Consider the following 25,041-nt stretch of genomic DNA (forward strand, 5'->3'; position numbering starts at 1 on the left):
GACATGGGCACCATCGTTCCGGCCATCTCGGGGCCCAAGCGCCCGCAGGACTATCTGCCGCTGACCGATGCGAAAGCCTCGTTCGCCACCGAAATGGCGGCCTCGTTCAAGCGCCCACTGGGCACCGAAGTGGCCGTGAAAGACCATGATTTCACCATGTCGAGCGGTAAAGTGGTGATCGCCTCGATCACCTCTTGCACCAATACCTCGAACCCCTATGTGATGATCGGCGCGGGGCTTGTGGCGCGCAAAGCGCGTGCTTTGGGCCTGAAATCAAAGCCTTGGGTGAAAACCTCTCTCGCCCCTGGCAGCCAAGTTGTCAGCGAATATCTCAATGCCGCAGGTCTGCAAGAAGACCTCGACGCGGTGGGCTTCAACCTTGTCGGCTATGGCTGTACCACCTGTATCGGCAACTCTGGCCCGCTGGACCCTGCCATTTCGGCCGCGATCACCGAAGGCGATCTGGTTGCCACCGCTGTTCTGTCCGGCAACCGCAACTTTGAAGGCCGCATCAGCCCCGATGTGCGCGCCAACTATCTGGCCTCGCCGCCTTTGGTCGTCGCCTACGCGCTGGCAGGCGATATGAACATCGACATCACCACCGAGCCTTTGGGCATGGGCACCAACGGCCCGGTCTATTTGAAAGACGTCTGGCCGACCAACAAGGAAATCTCTGACCTTGTCGAAGCCACCGTCACCCGCGCCGCGTTCCAGAAGAAATACGCCGACGTGTTCAAGGGCGATGAAAAATGGCAAGCGGTTGAGGTGACGGATTCGGAAACCTACGACTGGCCGCCGACCTCGACCTACATTCAGAACCCGCCCTATTTCAAAGGCATGCCGAAAACGCCGGGCGTGATCAGCAACATCCAGAACGCCCGCGTGTTGGCTTTGCTGGGCGACCTGATCACCACCGACCACATCTCGCCTGCTGGGTCGTTCAAAGCTGGAACGCCTGCGGGTAAGTATCTGACCGAACGGCAAGTTCCGGTATCCGAGTTCAACTCGTATGGCGCTCGGCGTGGCAACCATGAAGTGATGATGCGCGGCACCTTCGCCAACATCCGCATCAAGAATGAGATGCTGGACGGCGTTGAAGGTGGCTACACCAAGGGCCCAGACGGCGTGCAGACCAGCATTTTTGATGCCTCTATGGCCTATCAAGCCGAGGGCACGCCCTTGGTGATCTTCGGCGGCATCGAATACGGCGCAGGCTCCAGCCGTGACTGGGCTGCCAAGGGCACAGCCCTGCTGGGCGTCAAAGCCGTGATCGCGGAATCCTTCGAGCGTATCCACCGCTCCAACCTCGTCGGCATGGGGGTGATCCCGTTCGAGTTCACCGGCGGTGATACCCGCAAGACGCTGGGCCTGAAGGGTGACGAAGTGGTCAGCATCGACGGCCTTGCAGGCGATCTCAAGCCGCTTTCGACCGTGCCCTGCACTATCACTTATGGCGATGGCACCGTAAAAGTCATCCAGATCAAGTGCCGGATCGACACCGAGATCGAGATTGAATACGTCGAACACGGTGGTGTGCTGCACTATGTTCTGCGCGATCTTGCCTCACGCTAAACGCACGACTCAGCTCTAGATTGCACGCCAACAAGCACCCTTCGGGGTGCTTGTTTCGTTTACTTGATCAGAAATACGGGTAAATTCCCCAGTTATTGCGTTCATATCGGAAGCGCTGCGTTTCCAAATGTGAAACAGTTTACCGTCTTTTCACGACAAACCGTGGACAATCCGGGAGCAGCGCTTCCTGCAGAAAGGCCCCGCATCTTCTAAAATAACTAATAAAATCAACGGCCTTAGTAAAACTGCGCAACGGCGGGCCTCGCGGGTTTCCCCGACAGCCCCCAACAACAGCAAAATGAACACTGCCCGAAGCATTAATACATCCCAAGGTTGTCATTTGATTCAATCGCCGCTTCGATTTACATAACACACAGATATTTTATCAACCTAAAGGCGACTTCTCGCCTCCGCCCGAGGAGATGCTGCCATGCCAGACCGCACCAGAGACATCGAGCTTTACGAAAATGAGGGCGCGCTGCTCACCTTGGGGTCTAGTCAGGTCATCAGCTTTACCAACTTCGACAGCTCGAGCTCTGCTACGGTCACTTTTGACGATTCCGCGCCCAATAATGGCGCATGGAACTCGGGTGAAACCGCGACCATCGGGGATGATCCAGCGACCGTTCTGGGCACGGGGCTGTCTTATGCCGGGGTCAAGGTGACCATTCTGGGCATCACTCTGGCCAATATCCAACTCAGCACTCCGGTGCAAACTGCCCTGCTGGATGTCAACGGCACCCAGATGCTGCATTTCTATAACGCCGATGGTTCTGAGGCTGACCCAGCCGCCCTGCTGGATTCTCTGGCCACACAACTGGTGACCGCACTCAGTAGTGGCATCCCACCACTGTTGCAGGGGGCGGTGAAAGCCATCCTCATGAATCCGCTGCAATTCGTGCAGAACAACGCCTTGCTGACCATGACGCTGACAGCAGGCGGATCGGTGCCTTTTGTGCCCTGCTTTACAGCGGGCACGATGATCATGACCCGCAAGGGTGAGGTTGCCGTCGATAGACTGCGCGTTGGCGATGAGGTGCTGACGGTGGACAAAGGTTTCCGCCCGATCCGCTGGATCGGCAGCCGCACCCTGAGCGCCCGGCAGTTACAATGTGCACCGCAACTGCGCCCGATCCGCTTTGAAATTGGCGCCTTGGGCAATGGCCTGCCGCTGCGCCCGCTGGAAGTCTCGCCGCAACACCGCTGTCTGATCCGCTCGGAGATCGCGCAACGCATGGTTGGTGCGCGCGAGGTTCTGGCCGCCGCCAAGCATCTGCTGGCGGTTGAGGGTGTCTCGGTGGTCGAGACCAACACACCAGTGACCTACTTTCACATCTTGCTCGACAGCCACGAGCTGCTGATTTCCAACGGTGCGGCGACAGAATCGTTCTTCATCGGTCCGGTGGGCATGTCGTCGATGTCAGCCAATGACCGGTTGGAGATCATCACACTGTTCCCCGAACTGTCCACCGAGGAGGCTCATCTTGTCATGCCACCTGCCCGCAAATTTCTCGTCGGTCACATCGCAAAATCCATCGTCGCCCGCGCCATCAAGAACACCAGCCCCGTCGTCGAGCCGCGCAACTACACAAGTGCCTAAGCCAGACGACAGCGAGGGCAGCCGCAAGAGTTGGTGGATTCTGCCCTGTATCGGCGGTGGCGCGGCGGTCTGGGCTTTGCTGATCTACAGCATCCTCCCCTGAGCTTCAGACCGGACTTTTGCATATTGCGCAACAGTTTGTTTCTCCTGCTATGCTCCGTAACATCTGCAACCTTATGTTCTTGTTAAGTTCTTACGGGCATTCTGAGGATATCCGCTCAGAAAGATGCCTCGATGCCGCAACGCTTTCCACCCCTTGCCCCGCAAGAACCAATGCGCAGCCGGTTTCCCGCAGTGGTGCAGGCGCTGCCTCTTGGCGAGTTGGGTCTTTTCGCCCTGATCGGCCTTGTGCTGCTGCTGGCTTGATCAGCCACCACAGGCCACCGCACCCGCAGGCAACGGCCACAGCGTGAACGCAGCGCCATCTGCCGCGCGGCAGGTCAGGATCGGGCGATTGTAACCGTTGTTGTGAAACAGGCACTCCACCGTGACACCGGCTTGCGTTCCCGTCATCAGATTGGTGACCTCGAAGGCCGGACCGAAGCTCATCGTCAACGCGGCCCCGGTGCAGCCCGCGATCACCACACCCTGCCCGTCCGGGGCAATCGTCACCCGGTCGTTTTGCAGCATCGCATCGCCGCCCTGCCGCCCGATCCGCTCATAGCTGCCGCTGAAATAGGCTGGCCCCGGCGTGCCGGGTTTTGCCAGAACCGGGCTTGCCGCACATAGCAAAAGCATCAGGGCGGATACGGCCCTCACTCCGCCAAGGCCTTCTCCAACTCGGGCCGGAAGCGTTGCAGGTAGTCGTCGCCCACCATCGGCCCGATGAACTTATAGGCCACCGAGCCATCGCCGCGCAGAATGAACGTCTCGGGAGGCGCGGTCACCCCCCAATCCAACCGGGTCTTGCCCTTGGGATCAAAGGCAATCGCCGCAAACGGGTTGCCATCATCCGCCAGAAACGCCGCTGCATCATCCGGGCGGTCCATCATATTGACACCAACGACATGGATACCTTCGGCCGCCAGCGCCTTAAGCGTCGGATGCTCGGCGCGGCAAGGCGGGCACCAGCTGGCCCAAAAGTTCACCACCGTCACCTCACCCGTCCGCAGATCAGCATCGGTCAGGGCCGGAAACCCCGGCAAGACGCCCGCATTCAGGCTCGGTGCCTGCTTGTCGATGAACATCGACGGCAGCGCATTCGGATCGCTGCGCTGCATGCCTATGTAGAACGTCGCGGCCAGCCCTGCGAACAACAAGGGCGGCACAAACATCAGCCATTTAGCCATTCTTCTTCTCCTGCCGCGCCTCAACTTCATTCAGCGCGCGCTTGACCCGCGCGCTTTGCCAGATCGACAGCGCCACCAGCGCCACAATCAGCACCACCGAGGCCGCATAAGACCCAATCACCGCGCCCGCATATTTGCCCAGCTCCATCATGCCAACCGCTCCCGTGCCAACAGCGCAGACAACCTGCGTGCGCGGATTTCAGTGCGGGTGCGCAGCAGCACCAGCGTCAAGAACAGCAGGATAAAGCCTGCGATGCAGACATAAAGCGGGTTGGAATACACATCCGCCACATGCTCCTCGCGGTCCAGCGACAGGCTTGCACCCTGATGCAGCCCCTGATTCCAGAACAACACCGCATAGCGTGACAGAAACGCGAACACCGATCCCACGATGCAGAGCACGCTGGTGAGGTCAGCCGCCGTATCGGGGTCTTCGACCGCCGCCCACAAGGCAATATAGCCAAGATAGAACAGCGCTAGGATCAGGAACGAGGTCAGCCGTGGGTCCCAAGCCCACCACGTCCCCCACATCGGCTGCCCCCAGATCGCCCCGGTCACAAGGCCGATCAGCGTGAAGGTCAGCCCAATCGGCGCCGCCGCCTTGGCCGACAAAGCGCTGACATGGTGACGCCGGATCAACCAGATCAGCGATGTCACCAGCATCATCATCCATGCCGAAATCGCCATCATCGCGCTTGGCACATGCAGGTAGATGATCTTCACGGTCGAGCCGAACTTATCCGCATCCGGGGTGAAAAACGCGCCCCAGACCAGCCCGACCACAAGGCACAGCACCGCCGCCCCGGTCACCCAAGGCAGCAGCAGGCTTGAGGTCTGCATGAACCGCTTCGGGTTCGCATATTCCCAGATCGACATCGTCATCCTCATCTTCGCACTCGTAGCACGCCTACCTCAGCGCAGGTTGACGCGGATTGCCGCAGCCGAGGCAAACGGCAGCAGGGCCACCGCCCCCGCCGTGATCCCCGCCAACAGCGCCAAGGGCGTTGCTACCGCCAAACCCTGCCCGCCGCGCTTCACAACTTCGGCACCAAAAATCAGCGTCGGCATATACAGCGGCAGCACCAGCAGGCTCATCAGCAAGCCGCCCCGCTTCACCCCCACTGTTAGCGCCGCGCCAAAACTGCCTATTACCGACAGCGCGGGCGTGCCCAATGCCAAACTCGACACCAGCCAGACATATCCCGCCACCTCAAGGTTCAGCAGCACCCCCAACACCGGCGACACCGCCACCAGCGGCAGGCCCGTCACCAGCCAATGCGCCAGCGATTTCACCGCCACCACGGCCTCTAAAGGCATCGGAGAGGTCGCCAGCAAATCCAAGCTGCCATCCTCATAATCCAACGCAAAAATCCGGTCGAGCGACAACAGGCAGGCCAGCAGCGCGCCCACCCACAGAATCCCCGGCGCGATCCGCGCCAAAACCGCAGGCTCCGGCCCCACGCCCAGTGGCACAATCACCGCCACCAGCAGGAAAAATGCCAGCCCAAGGCCAAAGCCGCCGCCCGCCCGCATCGCCAGCCGCAAATCCCGGATCAGCAGCGCGATCATCCGAAAGCCTCGTCAAAGGCGCCAATCCGGCCACCCGCCGCAGGGCTGCGCGCCTTGAACGGAGTCAGGTCCAGCACTTCGGCCTCAAGCCCCAGATCAATATGGCTGGCAATCAGCGCCGAGCCACCGCCGCCGAGATGCCGCGCCACCACGCCCGCAAACAACGCCACCGACGCCGCATCCAGCGACACCGTCGGCTCGTCCATCAGCCAGATCGGCCTGCCCGTCACCAGCAGCCGCGCCAGCCCCAGCCGCCGCTTTTGCCCCGCCGACAGATGCGCGGCCCGGCGGTTCGCCAAAGCCTCAAGGTTCATCGCCGCCAGCGCCTGCGCCACCTGATGCGTGCCGTAGGTCGCCGCCCAGAACGCCAGATTTTCCGCCACCGTCAGCACGGCTTTGACGCCATCGGCATGGGCAGCATAGGCCATAGCCTCGGCGCCCACCGTCACCTCCCCCGCCAAAGCGGGTTGCAATCCGGCGAGGGTGCGCAGCAAAGTGGTCTTGCCAATGCCGTTCGGCCCGCGCAACACCAGCGCCCGCCCCGGCATCAACCGGAACGTCACCCCTTCCAGCACCGCCACGCCGCCACGGGCGACGGCAAGATCATTGACCTGCATGTCCATGCCTCACCCCTAACCCATCGACCGCCTTGCGAAAAGGCCCTGCGACAGCATGGCCTTCCCGCCGCACGCCGCTATATTGCCCCGAAACAGGAGGCTATCATGACCCTATCGACCACGCCTTTCGGGCGCACCGGCAAAACCACCACCCGCATGGGCTTTGGCGCTTGGGCCATCGGCGGCACATGGGGCGAAGTCAGCCTAGAGGATGCCAAAGCCGCGCTGCACGCCAGCCTTGATGCGGGCGTGACTTTCATCGACACCGCCGATGTCTACGGCGATGGCCGTTCCGAGCGGATCATCCGCGAGGTTCTCAGTGAACGCAAAGGCGCGCGGCCTTTTGTCGCCACCAAAGCCGGACGCCGCCTGAACCCGCACACGGCTGAGGCCTACACCGGCGCGGCGATTGAAGCGTTCATCGACCGTTCATTGCAAAACCTTGGCGTCGACTGCCTCGACCTCGTGCAACTGCATTGCCCGCCCACTCCGGTTTATTCAAATCCCGCCATGTTCGAAGCCCTCGACGCCATCAAGGCCAAGGGCAAGATCGCGGCCTACGGCGTGTCGGTGGAAACCATTGCCGAGGCGATGACCGCCATTCAGAACCCCGGCGTGGTCTCGGTGCAGATCATCTACAACTTGTTCCGCCAACGGCCCGCCGAGGAATTTTTCAAAGCCGCGAAAGCCAAAGATATCGCCGTGATCGTGCGGGTGCCGCTGGCCTCGGGTCTGCTCACCGGCAAAATGTCGGCGCAAAGCCAGTTTGCCGCCGATGATCACCGCAGCTTTAACCGCAATGGCGAGGCGTTCGACAAGGGCGAGACCTTCTCGGGCGTGCCCTATGACGTCGCTCTGCAAGCGGTCGAAGAACTGCGCCCGCTGGTGCCGCAAGGTGCCACGATGGCCGAATTCGCGCTGCGCTGGATTTTGATGGAAGATGCCGTGACCGTGGTGATCCCCGGCGCGAAATCACCGGCGCAGGCGCAGGCCAATGCGAAAGCCGATGCGCTGGCCCCGCTGCCGCCCGCCACAATGGAAAAGGCGCGTGAAATTTACACGCGCCTGATCGCCCCGGAAGTGCACGCTTCTTGGTAAACTAAACCACAAAAAGGGCCGCTGCAATGCGGCGGCCCTCGCCCAACAAGACGTTATAGGTGCGGCAGGCGGCAGGCGTGTTCATCGGCTCCACCCCAATGCCCTGCGCTTCCAAAGCCTGCCGGAACGCTTTTGGCACCACCGACACTTCCGCGCCCAGCCCCAGCAGCAAAACGTCAATCTTGCCCACCAGCGAGAGCGGCCCGGCCAGATCGTCAAACCCGCCCCAAGCCCCGGCATCCCATGGCGTGATCAGGCTTGGCCCGCGCAGCACATGGGTGCCGACCCGAAAAAACGCCGGCCCATAGCTTTCAATCGCCAAAGCCGCGCCATAGGTGATTTCGGTCAGGCGCATGATCTAGGCGTCGATATTGGCGAATTCGTGATCCGACGGCTTGCCACCTTTCGGCTTTTCGCTGCGGTCCAGCCCAATCATCAGCACGATATTCTTCGCGACATAGACCGACGAATAGGTGCCCAGCAGAACCCCCATGAAGATCGCAAACGCGAAACCGCGGATCACATCGCCGCCAAACACCATCATCGAGCCGACCGCGATCAGGGTGGTGATCGAGGTCATCAGCGTCCGGCTGAGGGTTTCGTTCACCGACAGGTTCATCACATCGCGCAACGGCATGGTCTTGTATTTCACCAGATTTTCCCGCAGCCGGTCAAACACCACGACTGTGTCGTTGATCGAATAACCCAAAATCGTCAGCAAAGCCGCCACGATGGTCAGATCGAACTTCAGCTGGAAGAAGGCGAAAATCCCCACCGTGATGAACACGTCATGCAGCAGCGCCAGCACGCCACCCAAAGCGAACTGCCACTCAAACCGCATCCAGATATACAGCATGATGCCAATCGAGGTGACCGTCATCGCCAGGACCGACGAATACACCAACTCGCCCGAAACCTTCGGCCCGACGGTTTCTTCCGAGACAAACTTGATCGCCGGATCCAGCTTGGTCAGCGCGGCTTTCACCTCCGCCAATTCCGTCTCACTCACCGCCTGATCGGCTTCTTCCGACGACAACCGGATCATCGCCACATGCTGATCGGCGCGGAACGACGGATCGAACACTTCAGTGATCACCACATCGCCGATTGGCAAACCGCTCATCGCCTGCCGGTAAGCCCCGACATCAATCGCTTGCGACGAATCGGTGCGCAAGGTGGTGCCACCCTTGAAGTCGATGCCGTAGTTCAGCCCCATCGTGCCCCAGAACAGGAACGCCGCCAGCATCAAGACAATCGAGCCGCCAAAGGTCAGCCACTGATGCTTGAAAAAGTCAAAGTTGGTCTTCTCGGGTGCAAGTCGCATACGCCAAGCCATAGGGAAGTCTCCTTACACCACGATTTCTTTAGGCTTGCGCCAGTTGAACCAGAACTCGATGATCAACCGCGTCACCAGCAGTGCGGTGAACACCGAAGTGATAATGCCGATCCCCAAGGTCACCGCAAAGCCACGCACCGGCCCCGCCCCCAGAAAGAACAGCACCGAGGCGGTGATCAGCGTGGTGATATTGGCATCGACAATCGCCGACATCGCCCGCTCATAGCCGATCTCAATCGCCCGCGCCGTGGTCTTGTGCACCCGCAATTCCTCGCGGATCCGCTCGAACACCAGCACGTTGGCATCCACCGCCATGCCGATGGTCAGCACGATCCCAGCGATCCCCGGCAGCGTCAGCGTGCCGCCAATCGTCGACAGCACCGCGAAAATCAACGCCATGTTGATCACCAGAGCAATATTCGCGAACACCCCGAACAGCCCATAAGATGCCAGCATGAACAGCGATACCGCCACCACACCGATGATCGCCGCCGTCTTGCCCGCATCAATGCTGTCCTGCCCCAGTTCCGGGCCAATCGTGCGCTCTTCCAGGAAGTTCATCTTCGCAGGCAAGGCCCCAGCCCGCAGCAGCACCGCAAGGTTGGTCGATTCCTCCAGCGTGAACGTGCCGGTGATGATGCCCGAGCCACCCTGAATGGCGCTCTGGATCGTCGGGGCCGAAATCACCTTGTCATCCAGCACGATCGCAAACGGCTGGCCGATATTGGCCGAGGTGTATTCGCCGAACTTCCGCGCACCCGAGACGTTGAACTTGAAGCTGACCGCAGGCCGGCCGTTCTGGTCAAACGACGGCTGCGCATCGGTCAATTCCTCGCCCGCGACCACCGGCTCATCGGCGACGATGTAATAGACGTCCTTCTCATCCGACGAGGCCAGCAGCGAATTGCGCGGCCCCGGATCGGTCGCCGGATTGGTCGTGCGCCCCACCACGGTGTTGAAGGTCAGCTTCGCCGTGGTGCCGATGATCGCTTTCAATTCGGCCGCCGAACCCAGACCCGGCACCTGAATCAGGATCCGGTCGGTGCCTTCGCGCTGAATCGTCGGTTCCCGCGTGCCGACCGCATCGACGCGGCGGCGGATGATCTCAAGGCTTTGCTGCATGGTGCGGGTATCCGTCGCCACCCGTTCGGGCTCTGACAGTTGCACGACAATCTCTTGTCCCTCGGTGGTGACTTCCAGATCGTTCTGGCCCACCCCGGTCAGGCTGACCACCGGGGTCGCCAGTTCCTGCACCTTGGCCACCGCAGCCGCCAGACCATCGGCATTGCTGACCGAGACCCGCAACACACCCGGCACCGACGGCATCCGCCGCACGGCGCCAACCTGATCGCGCACCTCACGCAACGCATCGCGCACTTCCGGCCACAGGCTGTCGATGCGTTGCGCATAAACGTCCGAGACCTGCACTTCCGCCAGCAAATGCGCGCCGCCGCGCAAATCCAGGCCCAGATTGACCAAGGCCGAAGGCAACACGGCGGGCCATTTCGCCAGATCCGCGCTCTGTTCGGGTGTCGCCACCCCGGCAGTCGCTTCAATCGCGGTGGCGGCGTCGTTGTGCAGCTCCACTTGCGTGTAAAACAGGTTGGGAAGCGATGCGAGAATGCCCCAGGCGCAGAGCGCAAGGATCAAAAGGCGCTTCCACAGCGGCGAATAGAGCATGATGTTCTGTCTCAGGTTAGGGTCGGGATCGTCGAAGGCGGGCCAGCAGACTCAGACTTCAGACAGCTTTCGCTGGCTCGGTCTTGTTCATCACCTGCGAAATCGTGTGACGCGGCATTTTCACCTTCACGCCCTCGGCAATCTCGACCTCAAGCACGCCATCATCGCCAACCTTGGTGACTTTGCCGATGATGCCGCCCTGGGTCAGCACCTGATCGCCGCGCCGCAGACCGTCGACCATCGCTTTCAGATCTTTCATCTTTTTTTGCTGCGGGCGGATCAGCAGGAAATACATGATCGCAAAGATCAGCACCAAAGGCAGGAACGAGGCAAAGGCCGAACCTGCACCAGAAGCACCAGCGGTTTGCGCGAAAGCGGGGGTTACGAACATGGAAGTCCTTTCTGCTCGGGGGCACGCCCCCTGATGGATCTTTCGGGGCTATTTCCCCTGATTTGTCGGCGGGCACCCTACCCGCGCTCCGTGGGATAGGCAAGCCAACGCCGATCTAAGCGCTTTGGCACGACAAACCAGATCATAGGGTCATTTTCAGCGCAGATTTCTGCAAATTTCTGCGCAATCATGCTTGATACGCTGGAAAGACCGCGCCCATCTCGGGCCGCAAGGAGGCAACCATGCCCTATGTCAAAGTTGAAATCGCCAAAGGCATCGCCTCGGTGGAACAGAAGCGTGCCGTGATCCGGGGCATGACTGACGTTCTGGTCAAGGAACTCGGACGCAACCCAGAGTATATTTTCGTGGTGATCGACGAGATTGACACCGACAATTGGGGGCGCAAAGGCCAGTCGCTCAGCGAGCTTTGGCAGTCAGCCAATCCCGATGCGGCAGACCCGGTTACAAAAACCGATTGACCCAAGGCAGGCGCTGCAACGCCGCCGTCAACGCCCAAGCCAAAGCAAACGCGAACAAAGCCGCAAAGCTGCGATCCACCGTCTCAGAGAACAGCTTGAACGCCACCAGCATGGTTGCGGGGTGCAACAGATAGATGCCAAAGGCAAATCCCGCCAACCACGTCGGCCAGCTTCCCTTGATATTCAGCCGCCAGATTGCCTCGAACACCACAGCCACCAGGATCATCTGCACCGAGGCAAATTCCGGGCTGTGGTAATACAAAATCCCGCTGACCACCGCAGCCGCCACAATCACCGGCCAAACCAGCCCCATGCGTTTGCCCACAGCCAAGATCGCGCCAAACCAGAACAGCGGCAGCGAAAAGAACCATTGCGGCAATGGCTGCGGGAAAGTGCCGGGGTTGATGAACCACGCAGCCGGGGCCAGTTCTGCATGCAACAGCCCCAGCGGAACCGAGACCACAACCAGCAGCGCTGCCGCCAGATACATCCGCACCGGTCGGTCAACAAAGCGTGACACCCACGGAATTGTGACCAGAAAGATCATCACAAACGGCAAGAACCACAGATGAATTGACGGCCCGATCAGCAACGTCCAAGGATCCGAAAGCAGATGAAACGGCTCATCCGAGACCACCTCGAACACCAGCCGGAAAAACACGCACCAGAACAGCCACGGCAGCGCGATCCGCTGCGCCCGCGACAGCCAGAACCGCTTGCCGTCAGAGCGTTCAAACGACCCCACCGCCAGAAAAGAGGTCAGCACCAGAAACAGCCCCAAAGCCGTGTAGCCAATATCGGCATAGGGCGCGCGCGCATGATCCCAGACAATGCCAAAGGCCGCGATAAACCGCGCAAGGTCCACCGACCGCCTGTAACCCACCTTGACCGCTGCTCCTGCCACGCCCGCTCCTTGCCTGTTCCATCGGCCTTAGCTGATTGCCTACCTCAAACCTAGAGCAAGTTCGGAAACGATGCGTTTACAAGCCAAGCCCAGACCGCCACCGACAAAGCCGGGTCTGGCGCAGGTTAGACTGCCTGTGTTGGTTAACAAAAGCAAAACCTTTGCCCAGAAGCCCTTGATATTGCACAAACGCAAGCCCTGTCCACGCGTGGACACGCCTCCCTTCCCCTTCGGCTGCAAATCGGGCATAACCTGCACATTCCAGTTTTCAAGACGAGGCCCCCATGCACGACATCCGCGCCATCCGCGAGAATCCCGCCGCCTTTGAGGCCGCTCTCGACCGCCGTGGCCTGTCGGGGATCTCGGCCACCATCCTCAAGCTGGATGAAGCCCGGCGCGGCAAAATCCTCGCCTCCGAAACCGCGCAAGCCATGCAAAACGCCGTCTCGAAAGAGGCAGGCGCTGCCAAGGGTCGCGGCGATGAGGCCGAATTCAACCGCCTGCGCAGCCTTGTGGCCGAAAAGAAATCCGAAGTCGCCGCCCTCGCCGCCGAAGCCGAGCAGTTCGACCGCGAGCTGCGTGATCTTCTGCTGGGCCTCCCCAACCTGCCGCTGGATGAGGTGCCCGATGGCGCCGATGAAGACGGTAACGTTGAGATCCGCCGCTGGGGCAACCCGCGCAATTTTGAGTTCACCCCGAAGGAACACTTCGAGATTGCAGGCGTCAAACCCGGCATGGATTTCGAGACCGCCGCGAAACTGAGTGGCGCGCGTTTCGTGGTGCTGAAAGGTGCGGTGATCCGCGTCCACCGCGCCCTGTCTCAGTTCATGCTCGACACCCACATCGAAGAACACGGCCTGCAAGAAACCTGGACCCCGGTTCTGGTCAAAGAAGAGGCGATGTATGGCACCAATCAGCTGCCGAAATTTGCCGAAGACAGCTACCAGACCACCAACGGCTGGTGGCTGATCCCGACCTCGGAGGTCACCCTGACCAACACCGTCGCAGGCGATACGCTTGACGCCGCCGCCCTGCCGATCCGCATGACCGCCCACACCCAATGCTTCCGTTCCGAAGCGGGCTCTGCGGGCAAAGACACCTCGGGGATGCTGCGCCAGCACCAGTTTGAGAAAGTCGAGATGGTCACCATCTGCACCCCCGACACCGCTTTGGCGGAACACGAGCGGATGACCAACTGCGCCCAAGCCATTCTTGAAAAGCTGGAAATCCCCTACCGCACCATCGTGCTCTGCACCGGCGACATGGGCTTTGGCGCGCAGAAAACCCATGACCTTGAGGCATGGTTGCCCGGCCAAAACAAGTACCGCGAGATCAGCTCGGTTTCCACCTGCGGCCAGTTCCAAGCCCGCCGGATGAACGCCCGCTTCAAAGTGCCGGGCGGCAAGCCGGAATTCGTCGCCACCCTGAACGGCTCGGGTCTGGCGGTTGGCCGCTGCCTGATCGCGGTGCTGGAGAATGGTCAGCAAGCCGATGGCTCGGTCAATCTGCCCGTAGCACTGCATCCCTATCTGCGCGGCAAGACAAAAATTTCGGCGGCAGGCGTTTTGGAGTGAACCAAACCCCGGATCATGCGTATCCCTTCTATGAAACGCATGATCCAACCCGCCCTGCTGCTTGCCACGCTGGCTTTTGCCGCGGCCCCCTTCATCACCCCGCCCTTCATGGGCTACGATCCGGGCATCTTTCCGGTTCGGATTGAGCGCCCCTCGGTGCAGCCCGCAGGCTATGCTTTCGCGATCTGGGGGCTGATCTATCTGTGGCTGATCCTGCATGCCGCCTTCGGTCTGATCAAACGCCGCGATGATCCGGCTTTCACCAAACCCGCCCTGCCGTTGGCGGTCGCCGTGGCTTTGGGCACGGTCTGGCTTGCCATTGCCCTTGCCGCGCCGATCCCTGCCACGCTGGTGATCATCGGCATGGCAGCCCTTGCGATCTATGCCTATGTGATCGCCGACCCCGATCAAGACCGTTGGCTGCTGGCCGCCCCGCTCGCAATCTTCGCGGGCTGGCTCACCGCCGCAGCCGCCGTCTCGACCGGCGTGATTTTGGCAGGCCACGGCGTTCTATCCGACACAGCCTCGGCCCTCGTGATGCTGACAATCGTGCTGGCGATTGCGATCACCGTGCAAGTGAAACGGCCCGATATGCCGATCTACGGCGCAACCGTGACTTGGGCGATTGTCGGGATTGTCGTGTCGAACTGGGGTCTAAACCCCAGCGTTGCCTATGCTGCGCTTACCGGGGCGGCGGTGATGGCCGGGGCCACCGTGGTCAAACTGCTTCGCTAAGCAAAGTCAGCCGCCAAACCAACAAAAACGGGCGCTGGTGATGCCAACGCCCGCTCAAATCCAAACCCCAAAGCCTATTGCCCGGTGTTCTTTTCCTTGTGTTTCCGCAACCGGCTAGGGGTGTGGAACTTCGGATTGCGGAACGGGTTTTTATCGGCCTGTGAGCGGAAGGTGATGCGAATAGGCGTCCCCGGCATGGCGAAATGCTCGCGCAGACCGTTCACCAGATAGCGGCGATAGCTGTCGGCCAGATCATCCGGGTGGCTGCACATCACAATGAATCCCGGCGGGCGCTGCTTCACCTGCGTCATATAACGCAACTTGATGCGGCGGCCTTGCGGCGCGGGTGGCGGGTGCGATTCGACCATCGCCCCCAGCCAGGTGTTCAGACGGTTGGTCGGAATCCGGCGGTTCCACACCGCATGGGCAGCCAGAATGGCATCGTGCAATCGGTCCAAACCACGCCCGGTCTTGCCCGAAACCGTGATCATCGGCGCACCGCGCAGCTGCGGCAGCAGGCGTTCGAACATCTCTTTCAGCTCGGCCAGCTTTTCCTGCTTTTCGTCCTCAAGATCCCATTTGTTGATGGCGATTACCACCGCACGGCCCTCGGTTTCGGCAAAGTCCGCGATGCGCAAATCCTGCACTTCAAACGGAATTTCCACGTCCAGCAGCACCACGACCACCTCGGCAAAGCGCACGGCGCGGATACCATCCGACACCGACAGCTTTTCGAGTTTCTCATTGATCCGCGCGCGTTTGCGCATCCCCGCGGTGTCAAAAATCTTGATCGGCGTGCCCAACCATTCCGCCTTGATCGAGATCGCATCGCGGGTGATCCCCGGCTCTGGCCCGGTCAGCAGGCGGTCATAGCCCAGGATCTTGTTGATCAGAGTCGATTTTCCGGCATTCGGGCGACCGATCACCGCGATTTGCAACGGCTTCTTGGTGGTCGGGCGGAAAGCCTCGACATCTTCTTCAAGTTCAGCCTCTTCCTCCGACACATCGACTTCGGTATCCGGCGTATTCTCGGCCTCACGCTCGGCAAATTCGCCCTGAAGCGGCAACAGCAGACGATAAAGATCGTCCATGCCCTCGCCATGTTCGGCAGAAATCCGCAAAGGCTCGCCCAGACCCAAAGACCAGCCTTCAATCGCGCCCGCATCGCCGGCTTTGCCTTCGGCTTTGTTCACCGCCAAAATCACCCGCGCGCCTTTTTTGCGCAGGATGTCGGCGAAGGTTTCATCCGAAGGCGTCACGCCAATGCGCCCGTCGATCACAAACAGGCTCACGTCAGCCATATCCACCGCGCGCTCGGTCAAGCGCCGCATCCGGCCTTGCAAGCTGTCGTCGGTGATTTCCTCAAGCCCCGCCGTGTCGATCACGGTAAAGCGCAAATCGAACAGCTTGGCATCGCCCTCGCGCAAGTCGCGGGTTACACCGGGTTGGTCATCGACCAACGCCAGTTTGCGCCCGACAAGGCGGTTGAAAAGCGTCGATTTGCCCACATTGGGGCGGCCGACGATGGCAAGGGTAAAGCTCATTTCAGGCGTCCGGGTATAACTAAGCTGCCCCCATACACGCCCCGCGCCTTAACGGAAAGCGTGAAGTTGGCCGTTGCCACCGACCACGAACAGCAAACCCTGCGCCAAAGCCGGGGCAGAAGCCGCACCGCCGGGGATCTCAACGCTGTAAACCAGATTGCCATTGGTCGGATCAAAGCCGCGCAAGCTGCCGTCAGACGAGGCCACAACGATACGTCCGCCCGCCAGAACCGGCCCGTAATGTGCATAGATGGCGCGGCGTTTCTTCGGCTTGTCCTTGACGAAATACGGCATCTCCACCGACCAGATCACCTCACCTGTGCCTGCATCCAGACGCACCAGACGGGCTTCGTCGTTGACGACAAACACCGAGCCCCCAACCACCAGCGGCGGGTTCAAAGCGCCTTCATTGGCCGTCCAGATCCGCCCGCCCGTGGTCATGTTGATCGCCACCGTACGGCCAGCCGCCGTGCCCAGATAAACCGTGTCCCCCACGATCACCGGATCGCCCGTCACATCGCCCATCGCTCCATAGCTGCGCCCTAGCCGCTGCCCCGAAACCCCCGCGTTCCAGATCGGATCGCCGGTTGCGGCCTGAACTGCCGAGATCTGGCCACTGGCAAACGGCAGCACCGCCTCATTGTCACCCACCGCAACCGAGGCCGTGCCAATCATGCCACTGGCATTCGGCGCGCCCGGCTGTTGCCACACCTGCTTGCCGGTATCGGCTGAAACCGCCATTGCCGAGCCATCCCGGCCCATCGCATACACCACGTTGCCTGCCACGGTCGGCGCCCCGGTCAGCGGGCTGTCAAAGCGCTGCCGCCAGACGATCCCACCGGTGCTGGCGTCCAATGCCACCAACTCGCCATAGCCCGAGGTCGCGTAAACCCGGTTGCCAGCAGCGGCCAGACCGCCGCCAACCACTTTGCTGCCTTCTCCCGAATCCGGCGTGATATTCGCTGTCCACAGCGCCGCGCCCCCGGTCGAAACCGCCGTGATCCGTGCCGTGGCATCCATCGTGAACACCCGTCCACCCGCAACCACCGGCGAAGCCGCGATCCGCGCCCGCTTGCTGGCACCCGCACCGATATTCGTGCTGAACACCCGCTGCGGATTGGCGGAAAGCGCACTGTTGCCCGCAGCATGGCGCGCATTGCCGCCGCGATGGCCCCAGTCGGCATTGGCCGCAGCCCCCGGCAGCGCGATCGGCACCGAGGTGTTCAGAGGCTCCGACGCGGGTGCAACCGGGGCTGCTTCGCCCTCGACCGCCACAGAATCCTCAAGCGGCGCACGCACCGCAAAACGCGTCCCTTCCAGGATCACGTCTTTCTTTTGGCACCCAGCCAAGCCGATGCACAGCATCAGTCCCGCCATCCCGATCTTGCCGCTGGTCATCACGCGAAACACCCCTACATTCATTCCTTGACGCCCGAAGGGCGGTTCAGCCCGCATCCGCAGCCGGTTCAGCTGCAGCGCCCGCCGCAGGCTCAGGCGGCGTGCCGCCCAAAGCGGTGATCATCTGCCCTGCCCGCGCGCGCAAGCCGCCCGGAGCCTCCTGATCCTGTATCAGCGCGACAAGTGCCGCAATCGCCGCGTCTTTCTGACCGTTTTCGATCAGCAGATAGGCCAGTTGCTCGGACGCCAGGGGGCGAAACGCCCGCCCCGGCACGGCAATTGCCTCAAGCGCTGCGCGACGATCCGCAATCGGCTGATCCTTGCCCGCCAGCATCACCCGGCGCAACACCGCCAGATCGCGGTAGATCTGCGGCTGACTTTGATCCGCTGCCAGTTTGTCCAGTGCCGCCAAAGCCGCCGCTTTGTCGGTGCCGGCATCGGTCGCCAGCAACAGCTCTTTCAGCGCAAGCTGGCCACCATCCGCCGGGATCGCCGCCATCGCTTCTGCGCGATCTTCCGGCGCGCCCAGATCCACCGCATCCAGCACGGCATCGCCAAAGCTTTGCGCCCGCGCGGCAGCCGTGGCCTTGCTCCATTCGGTGTAGGCCGCACCGCCCACCACGCCCAGCACGATCACCACACCGATCCAGCCATATTTGCGGAACATCGCATAAAGCCGATCCCGGCGGACCTCTTCGGTGACCTCGCTGATAAAGCTGTCCGGGTTGCTCACGCTGGCCTCTCTTTCGCGCCAAAGCTTGCGGCCTTTGGCTTTCATCTTGGCCCCGCCATTCTGCGGGATCTCTTGGCCCTGTCTTACAGGCAAAGCCCGTAACTTGCCAAGCCCCGCGACAGTCCAAGCCGCCAACCCTGCCGCAGGCCAAGCGGTGGCTGATCCCTAATCCGCGCAGATCAGGCAAACTGCCGCGATTAGGACGAATTGTTAACATATTTGCGTGAAATCTTTCGCAAACCTGTCCTTATTGCCAGAGTTGTTTGATGGAACCCGCGATCCTTGCCAATATCTTCCTGTTTCTCGGCGCTTTGGGCCTGAACCTCGGCGTCGGTAGCTCGGATGACGAGTCTGATGGCGGCCGCTCAAACGAAGATCCGCTGTATGACCGGCAAAACTACGCCGATAGGCATGACGGCACCGATGGCAATGACACTGTCAGCGCAGAGTCTGACAATCAGGCGTGGTTCCTGCACGACGGCGATGATGATCTGACCGGATCTTCGGCGGATGATTATGCCAATCTTGGTGAGGGCGATGACGCGGCTGAAATGGGCGCGGGCAATGATATCGCTCTGGGCGGTGCGGGCAATGACAGCCTTGCAGGCGGTGTCGGCGCAGATTCGCTGTTTGGCGGCGCGGGCAATGACCAGCTTGAGGGCAATCTTGGCGATGATGGCCTTGCGGGTGGCGACGGCAATGATCAGCTGTGGGGCGGCACCGGCAATGACATTCTGAACGGTGGTCTGGGCGATGACACGCTCTCCGGCTTCATGCCGGGGGCCGCAGGTGCTGGCGGCATGAACGGGGTTGAGGGCCGCGATCAGCTTGTCGGCGGCGATGGCAATGACCTTCTGCTGATCGGCCGCGGCGATATTGCCCAAGGTGGCGCGGGCAATGACACGTTCAATCTCGACACCCGCTGGAACGATGGCACGGCACTGACCCATATTCTTGACTACAATGCGGCGCAGGATCAGATCCTGATCAGCTATACGCCGCAATATTCCTCTGACAGCTCGGTCGAGGTCGCCCCGGTGATGACGCTCACCCACACCACCGATGGCAGCACCGAGATTCGCATGAACGGCGCGATCGTCGCGCAGTTGGACGGCGTGGATGATTTCGACCTGAACGACATCGTGCTGGTGCCCGACGCCGCCACCGATACCCAATATGTGCCCGGCAACTACACCGAAGAGCAGCAAGGCACCGATGGCGACGACAGTCTGAGCGGGGGCAGCGATCCCACGGCTTGGCATCTGGAGGGTGGCGCAGACCACCTGACCGGCTCGTCAGGGGCAGATTATGCCGATCTTGGCGCGGGCGACGATGATGCCGCGATGGGCGACGGTAATGATTCGGTGCTGGGCCAGGCCGGCGATGACAGCATCGACGGTGGCTTGGGCGCTGACACGCTGCGCGGCGGCGACGGCTTGGATACGCTGCATGGCGGTGATGGCGCGGACCGCATGGCAGGCGATAGCGGCAATGATCTGATGTCAGGCGGGGCCGGGGCTGACAGCCTGCTTGGCGGCGGTGGCGACGACACTCTGTCAGGCTATTCCGACACCCATTCCGCCGAAGCCAGCATGACAGGGAATGACGGCGCAGACACCCTGTCAGGCGGGGATGGCAATGACACGCTGATCATCGGTCGCGGTGACACCGCCACGGGTGGCGCAGGCGCGGACCGTTTTGAGATCGAGGGCCAATGGGCCGATGGCACCGCCGCCGCGACGATCACCGATTACGCCTTCCAGACCGATCAGCTGGAGCTGCATTACACCCCGCGCTACGATGCCGACCACGTTGAAATCCCGCCCGTCGTCACCGTGACGCAATCGCCCGACGCCATTTTCACCGCGATCCGTCTCGATGGTGTGGTCGTAGCCAATGTGATGGGCAGCCGTGCGGTGGGCTTGGGCGAAATCGCACTGGTGCGCGAGGAATAGCACCTAGGGTGCCGCCACCTGCGCCTCAATCATCCCGATCCAATCCGCCCGCCCCGGATCAAGCCGCCCCTCTGCCTGCAATGCCTTCAGCACCACCAAAGCCTCACGCAGGCGCTGCTTGGGGTCATCCTCATAGATCGCCACCCGCACAAGGCTGGCCACCAGATTCATCTGGCTCTCCACATTACCCGGATCGCGCGCGGCCATCGTTTGCGCAATCGCATAGCTTTGCTGCACCAGATCGCGCGCCCGCAAAGGATCGCCCTGCATCAAGGCCACGTCGCCCAAACGGTCCAATGTGCCCGCCAAATCCTGCTGATGCAGGGCATTGGCCGGTTCCGCCGCCGTCAGCGCCTGTGAAATCGCAAGGGCCGCCGCAAACCGCCGCTCGGCCTCGGCAAAGTCTTTGGCCTTGAAAGCAAAATCCCCCAAGCGCGACTGCGCGACTGCCACGCTACGCTGCCAGTCGCCATTGGCAGGATCAAGCGCGGCCAGTTTCATCCGCACCTCCAGCGACCGGGTGTAAAGCTGCACCGCCTCGGCTGGCGCGTCCAGCGCCGCGCGGGCCTCGCCCAATTTGGCATAGCCCATCGCGAGATCGCTTTGCCATTTGGTCTGCCCCGCATCCTTGGCCACCAGCGCCTCAAGCAGAGCCACTTCCGCCTTGAACCGCAGCTGCGCCGCCTTCGGATCATTCAGCGCCAGAAACACATCGCCGATCTTGTCGAGACTGCTCGCCAGATCACCCCGCAGATCATCCCGCTCGGGCAGCCGCGCCAGCAGAGCCTGCCGCAGCGCCATCGCCTCATTGTAAACCACCAAAGCCCCGCGCGGATTGCCCGCCAGCTTGCGCAAATCGCCCACCCGGTCCAGCGACAGCCCCTGATCGCGCCGCACGTCATCGCGGGCAGGATATTCGATCACGAGCAGCCGCAGCACAGCCAGCCCGGCCTCTTGCAGCGCCAAAGCCGCCGCCAGATCGCCGCGCAACTGCGCCACATCACCCAGTTTGGATTGCACGACGAACATATCATGCCGCCATTTCAGCGGCGCGTTGGGCCGTACGGCCAGATCTTCATCCACCACCAAGGCGGCGCGAAACTCTGCCTCTGCCGCGTCCAGATCACCTTGCAACAGCAGCATGTCGCCCACATTGACCCGCGCCACCGACCAGTTGCGCAGGAAATCCGCATCTTCGGGGCTGGTCTGAACCCGTGCCGCCGCCACCGCCTCCCACGCGCGATAGCTGCGCAGCGCAAAGCGGGTATTGCCGATGTTGCGCAACAAATCGCCCTGATCCCACAAAAGGTCGGTGTAGGCCTCACGATCCGCGCGCGGCAGCGCTGCGCCCTCCAGTTCCGCATAAAGCGCCAAGGCGCGGGCCAGATCGGCCATCGCCAGATCGTAGCGCAAATCCGCCTTCGCCGCCGACGCAGCCAAAGCATGGGTCTGCGCCTCGGACAACGTCCTTGCGCGGTAATTGTCACGCAACGCGTCCCGCGCCTCGGCATCCAAGCGCGCCGCCTTGTCCAAAGCCGCACGCGCCAGATCAAACGCACCCAGATCCAGCGCCTGTTCGGCCTCTGCCCGAAACGCGGCCACCTTCGGATCATCCGCCGCCAACAGCTGCACCTGCGCGCGAAACCGCAGGAACGACTCCGCCGATTGCACCAAGGCTTGCGCCCGCGCAGCCCTGTCCTTTCCCGCCAGATCCGCCGACATCAGCGCGCCATATAGCGGCGCCAGCGGCATGTCCTTTTCCCGCGCCAAAGCCTCGACTTCCGCGCGCAATTCCGCTGGCAAGCCCGCCATCGCCACCAACAGCCGATCGCGCTCGCCCAGTTCCCCGAACTGCGCCGCGAAAAACAATTTCGGCAAGCCGCTTTCGATATAGGGCAACTGCTTGCCCCGGCTGCGGTCATAGACATCCTGCTGCACCAAGGTCAGCGCCGTGCGCACCTCGACCCCCGGCGTTGCAAAGTTCCGCAACAAGGCTTCGGTGAACGGGCTGTCCTTGCCCTCACCATCCGCCGCGACCTCGCCGGGGGCTGCCGAGAACGCAAACAACACGCCGTCCGCACGGCCAACCCGGCCCAAACCGGGGCGCGGCGCATCAACAGCATCGTCCAAAGCCACAGCCGAGCGCCCCTGCCCCGTGGCCCCACCACCCCAAGGATCTTCCCGGCAGGCATCCAGCAACACAATGCCAATCGGCGCAACCGAGGCCAAAGCCGCCTGCACTTCCGCCAGTGGCAAGGCACTGTCCGCCACCGCAGCCGCCGTGCCCGCCTGCGCATCCACGGGCAAAAGGTAATTCACCCCGGCAATCTCAACCCCGTGGCCTGCGTAAAACAGCAAAGCCACATCCGCCCCCGCACCATCCTCGCGGAAATCCTCCAGCGCCCGGCGCATCCGCCGCAGATCGCGGTTGGTTTCAACCGTAACCTCAAAGCCAAGCCCCGACAGCAAGCCTTCGACCGCCACAGCATCATTCACCGGATTGTCCAGCTTGCGCAGACTGCGGTAATCCTCTGCCGCCAGCACAAGCGCCACCCGCCGTTCGGCCAAGGCCTGCACGGGCAGCAGAAGGCAAAATATCAAAAACAATCGGGGCAGCATGAAATTCACCGAACAGCGGTTTTCTTTCAATCTTGTTCAGATTGAAAGAAAACCAAGACAAGATCAGCCTGTGAATAGTGTGTTCCTAAGGTGGTTCATCCTGCCCCTAAAACCGAAGTCCGTAAAGCAAAGCCTCTGGCGCAGCTTACGCCGCCTCTGCGGCTTCTTCCTCGGAAGATTGCCGCGCCCACATCGCCGCGTATTTGCCATCGCGCGCCAGCAACTCGTCATGCGTGCCGCGTTCTGTCACCACGCCATCTTCCAACACCAGAATGCAGTCTGCATCGGCAATCGTCGACAAACGGTGGGCAATGGTGATCACCGAACGGCCCTGCCCCATTTCGCGCAGACTTTCCTGAATGCTCTGCTCGGTCTGGGTGTCCAGCGCCGAAGTCGCCTCATCCAGCACCAAGATCGGCGGGTTCTTCAGCAAGGTGCGCGCAATGCCAACCCGCTGCTTCTCGCCACCCGACAGCTTCAAGCCACGCTCGCCCACCGTGGTCTGATAACCATCCGGTAGCGAGATAATGAAGTCATGGATCTTCGCCGCCTTCGCCGCCGCCACAATCTCGGCCTCGGTCGCATCGGCACGGCCATAAGCGATGTTGTAATGCACGGTATCATTGAACAACACCGTATCCTGCGGCACCACACCGATCAGCCCGTGCAGGCTGGTCTGCGTCACATCGCGCAAATCCTGCCCGTCGATCCGAATGGCTCCGCCGGTCACATCATAGAACCGGAACAACAGCCGCCCAATCGTCGACTTGCCCGAGCCCGAAGGCCCGACCAAAGCATAGCGCTGCCCGGGCTTCAGCGTGAAACTGATCCCCTTCAGAATGGGCCGCGACGGATCATAGGCAAAGCGCACATCGTCAAACGTGACCTCACCGCCCGTCACCTGCAATGCGCCAGCCCCCGGCTTATCGGTGACTTCTTCCGGCTGCCCCAAAAGATGAAACATCGCCGCCATATCGACCAAAGCCTGTCGGATTTCGCGGTAAACCGTGCCCAGAAAGTTCAGCGGCATGGTGATCTGCACCATATAGGCGTTGACCATCACAAAATCGCCGACGGTAAACTGCCCGGCCTCAACCCCATAAGCGCTCATCACCATCACCAGAATAAGCCCGGTGGTGATGATGAAACTCTGCCCCATGTTCAGCACTGACAGGCTCTGCCCAGTGCGCACGGCAAAGCCCTCATAAGCCGCCATCGCGCCATCATACCGCGCAGCTTCCCGCGCCTCGGCGTTGAAATACTTCACCGTCTCAAAGTTCAGCAGGCTATCAATCGCCTTCTGGTTGGCGTCGGTGTCCTGATCATTCATCTGGCGACGGATTTGCACCCGCCACTCGGTAACCTTGAACGTATAGGTCACATAAATCGCAATCGTTGCCACCACGACCACCGCATAGGTCCAGCCGAAATACAAAGCGAAGATGATGGACACCAGAGACAGCTCCAAAATCAACGGCCCAATCGACAGCAGCATGAAGCGCAGCAGGAAATCGACCCCCTTCACCCCACGCTCGATCACACGGCTCAGCCCGCCGGTTTTGCGGGTGATGTGATAGCGCATCGACAAGCGGTGAATATGGGTAAAGGTCTCCAAAGCCAGCTTGCGCAGCGCGCGTTGGCCCACCCGCACAAACACCCAATCGCGCGCCTCACCAAAAGCCACCGAACCGAAGCGCGCCAGACCATAGGCAATCGTCAGGCCGACCGCACCCAAAGCAAGCATCGTCGCTGCACTCGGGTCTTTGCCGACCAAAGCATCGACCGCCTGCTTGTACATGAACGGCATGGTGATCGACACCAGCTTGGCCGCCAGCAAGAACAGCAGCGCCGCGACCACCCGCACCTTGATCCAGGTCTCACCCTCGGGCCACAGATACGGTGCCACCCGCTTCATCGTCGCCCAGCCACCGGCATGGCCGTCAGTGTC

The 25,041-nt window shown here is 61.5% G+C and carries 23 protein-coding genes; 7 read left to right on the plus strand and 16 right to left on the minus strand.

The annotated features are described in order from the left end of the window. Together acnA and U1A24_RS16405 are read left to right on the plus strand one after the other, a co-directional pair. Nucleotides 1–1,572, plus strand: a 1,572-nt coding sequence (gene acnA, locus U1A24_RS16400; protein ID WP_322323058.1) for an aconitate hydratase AcnA, incomplete at its 5' end; no start/stop codon positions are given. A gap of 430 nt (nt 1,573–2,002) precedes the next feature. Continuing rightward, a complete protein-coding gene (locus U1A24_RS16405; RefSeq protein WP_322323059.1) occupies nt 2,003–3,172 on the plus strand; it encodes a Hint domain-containing protein in 1,170 nt (389 codons plus the stop codon). A gap of 366 nt (nt 3,173–3,538) precedes the next feature. Here the strand turns inward: U1A24_RS16405 and U1A24_RS16410 are convergent, their stop codons facing one another. From U1A24_RS16410 to ccmA, 6 genes are read right to left on the minus strand one after another with little or no spacing between them, the layout of a single operon-like run. Further along, nucleotides 3,539–3,910 (minus strand): hypothetical protein, encoded by a 372-nt coding sequence (locus tag U1A24_RS16410; protein ID WP_322323060.1) that lies wholly within the window; start codon nt 3,908–3,910, stop codon nt 3,539–3,541. Nucleotides 3,911–3,927: 17 nt separating this feature from the next. After that, nucleotides 3,928–4,461 (minus strand): DsbE family thiol:disulfide interchange protein, encoded by a 534-nt coding sequence (locus U1A24_RS16415; protein ID WP_322323061.1) that lies wholly within the window; start codon nt 4,459–4,461, stop codon nt 3,928–3,930. After that, nucleotides 4,454–4,612, minus strand: coding sequence for a heme exporter protein CcmD (gene ccmD / locus U1A24_RS16420; protein ID WP_322323062.1), 159 nt, complete (start codon nt 4,610–4,612; stop codon nt 4,454–4,456). Before ccmD ends, U1A24_RS16415 begins: the two co-directional genes overlap by 8 nt. Then, nucleotides 4,609–5,337 carry a heme ABC transporter permease gene (locus tag U1A24_RS16425; RefSeq protein ID WP_322323126.1) on the minus strand — a complete coding sequence of 243 codons (729 nt, stop codon included), beginning with the start codon at nt 5,335–5,337 and terminating at the stop codon, nt 4,609–4,611. The genes ccmD and U1A24_RS16425 overlap by 4 nt, the downstream gene beginning before the upstream one ends. 36 nt (nt 5,338–5,373) lie before the next feature. Continuing rightward, complete coding sequence (ccmB, locus tag U1A24_RS16430) at nt 5,374–6,030, minus strand: heme exporter protein CcmB (RefSeq protein ID WP_322323063.1); 657 nt, start codon at nt 6,028–6,030, stop codon at nt 5,374–5,376. After that, complete coding sequence (gene ccmA / locus U1A24_RS16435) at nt 6,027–6,653, minus strand: heme ABC exporter ATP-binding protein CcmA (RefSeq protein ID WP_322323064.1); 627 nt, start codon at nt 6,651–6,653, stop codon at nt 6,027–6,029. Before ccmA ends, ccmB begins: the two co-directional genes overlap by 4 nt. Nucleotides 6,654–6,752: 99 nt before the next feature. On the opposite strand from ccmA, the gene U1A24_RS16440 reads away from it, so the two are divergent. After that, nucleotides 6,753–7,745: an aldo/keto reductase gene (locus U1A24_RS16440; RefSeq protein WP_322323065.1), complete on the plus strand. Its 993-nt coding sequence runs from the start codon at nt 6,753–6,755 to the stop codon at nt 7,743–7,745. 1 nt (nt 7,746) lies between these two features. Here U1A24_RS16440 and U1A24_RS16445 read toward each other — a convergent pair whose 3' ends face one another. Genes U1A24_RS16445 through yajC form a run of 4 tightly spaced genes read right to left on the minus strand, consistent with a single transcriptional unit; the run spans nt 7,747 to nt 11,152 of the window. Continuing rightward, a complete protein-coding gene (locus U1A24_RS16445; protein ID WP_322323066.1) occupies nt 7,747–8,100 on the minus strand; it encodes an Mth938-like domain-containing protein in 354 nt (117 codons plus the stop codon). Nucleotides 8,101–8,103: 3 nt separating this feature from the next. Further along, nucleotides 8,104–9,081, minus strand: a complete 978-nt coding sequence (secF, locus tag U1A24_RS16450; protein WP_322323067.1) for a protein translocase subunit SecF — start codon at nt 9,079–9,081, stop codon at nt 8,104–8,106. A gap of 12 nt (nt 9,082–9,093) precedes the next feature. Then, nucleotides 9,094–10,761, minus strand: a complete 1,668-nt coding sequence (gene secD / locus U1A24_RS16455) for a protein translocase subunit SecD (protein WP_322323068.1) — start codon at nt 10,759–10,761, stop codon at nt 9,094–9,096. Between the two features lie 58 nt (nt 10,762–10,819). Next, nucleotides 10,820–11,152, minus strand: a complete 333-nt coding sequence (yajC, locus tag U1A24_RS16460) for a preprotein translocase subunit YajC (protein ID WP_322323069.1) — start codon at nt 11,150–11,152, stop codon at nt 10,820–10,822. A gap of 242 nt (nt 11,153–11,394) precedes the next feature. On the opposite strand from yajC, the gene U1A24_RS16465 reads away from it, so the two are divergent. Further along, on the plus strand, nt 11,395–11,631 hold the full coding sequence (locus tag U1A24_RS16465) for a 4-oxalocrotonate tautomerase family protein (RefSeq protein WP_322323070.1): 237 nt from the start codon (nt 11,395–11,397) through the stop codon (nt 11,629–11,631). On the opposite strand, the gene U1A24_RS16470 is transcribed toward U1A24_RS16465, so the two are convergent. Beyond that, nucleotides 11,615–12,535 (minus strand): acyltransferase family protein, encoded by a 921-nt coding sequence (locus U1A24_RS16470; protein WP_322323071.1) that lies wholly within the window; start codon nt 12,533–12,535, stop codon nt 11,615–11,617. The genes U1A24_RS16465 and U1A24_RS16470 overlap by 17 nt on opposite strands. 284 nt (nt 12,536–12,819) lie before the next feature. On the opposite strand from U1A24_RS16470, the gene serS reads away from it, so the two are divergent. Both serS and U1A24_RS16480 read left to right on the plus strand, forming a co-directional pair. Further along, complete coding sequence (serS, locus tag U1A24_RS16475; protein WP_322323072.1) at nt 12,820–14,109, plus strand: serine--tRNA ligase; 1,290 nt, start codon at nt 12,820–12,822, stop codon at nt 14,107–14,109. Between the two features lie 30 nt (nt 14,110–14,139). Further along, nucleotides 14,140–14,844, plus strand: a complete 705-nt coding sequence (locus tag U1A24_RS16480) for a hypothetical protein (protein WP_322323073.1) — start codon at nt 14,140–14,142, stop codon at nt 14,842–14,844. Nucleotides 14,845–14,918: 74 nt separating this feature from the next. Here the strand turns inward: U1A24_RS16480 and der are convergent, their stop codons facing one another. Genes der through U1A24_RS16495 form a run of 3 tightly spaced genes read right to left on the minus strand, consistent with a single transcriptional unit; the run spans nt 14,919 to nt 18,519 of the window. Further along, nucleotides 14,919–16,388 (minus strand): ribosome biogenesis GTPase Der, encoded by a 1,470-nt coding sequence (gene der, locus U1A24_RS16485; protein ID WP_322323074.1) that lies wholly within the window; start codon nt 16,386–16,388, stop codon nt 14,919–14,921. 48 nt (nt 16,389–16,436) lie between these two features. Further along, nucleotides 16,437–17,786 carry a PQQ-binding-like beta-propeller repeat protein gene (locus tag U1A24_RS16490; protein WP_322323075.1) on the minus strand — a complete coding sequence of 450 codons (1,350 nt, stop codon included), beginning with the start codon at nt 17,784–17,786 and terminating at the stop codon, nt 16,437–16,439. Nucleotides 17,787–17,832: 46 nt separating this feature from the next. Next, the gene (locus tag U1A24_RS16495) at nt 17,833–18,519 is read right to left on the minus strand and encodes a hypothetical protein (RefSeq protein ID WP_322323076.1); all 687 of its coding nucleotides are present in this window, start codon (nt 18,517–18,519) and stop codon (nt 17,833–17,835) included. A gap of 266 nt (nt 18,520–18,785) precedes the next feature. Here U1A24_RS16495 and U1A24_RS16500 point away from each other — a divergent pair, with 266 nt between their 5' ends. Further along, entirely contained in the window at nt 18,786–20,474 is a 1,689-nt protein-coding gene (locus U1A24_RS16500; protein ID WP_322323077.1) for a calcium-binding protein, read from the plus strand. A 3-nt stretch (nt 20,475–20,477) separates the two neighbouring features. On the opposite strand, the gene U1A24_RS16505 is transcribed toward U1A24_RS16500, so the two are convergent. After that, nucleotides 20,478–23,075, minus strand: coding sequence for a caspase family protein (locus U1A24_RS16505; RefSeq protein ID WP_322323078.1), 2,598 nt, complete (start codon nt 23,073–23,075; stop codon nt 20,478–20,480). A 163-nt stretch (nt 23,076–23,238) separates the two neighbouring features. After that, a complete protein-coding gene (locus U1A24_RS16510) occupies nt 23,239–25,008 on the minus strand; it encodes an ABC transporter ATP-binding protein/permease (protein ID WP_322323127.1) in 1,770 nt (589 codons plus the stop codon). Nucleotides 25,009–25,041: the final 33 nt, after the last annotated feature.

This window comes from Cypionkella sp. (genome assembly GCF_034376685.1).
Taxonomy (GTDB): Bacteria; Pseudomonadota; Alphaproteobacteria; order Rhodobacterales; family Rhodobacteraceae; genus Cypionkella.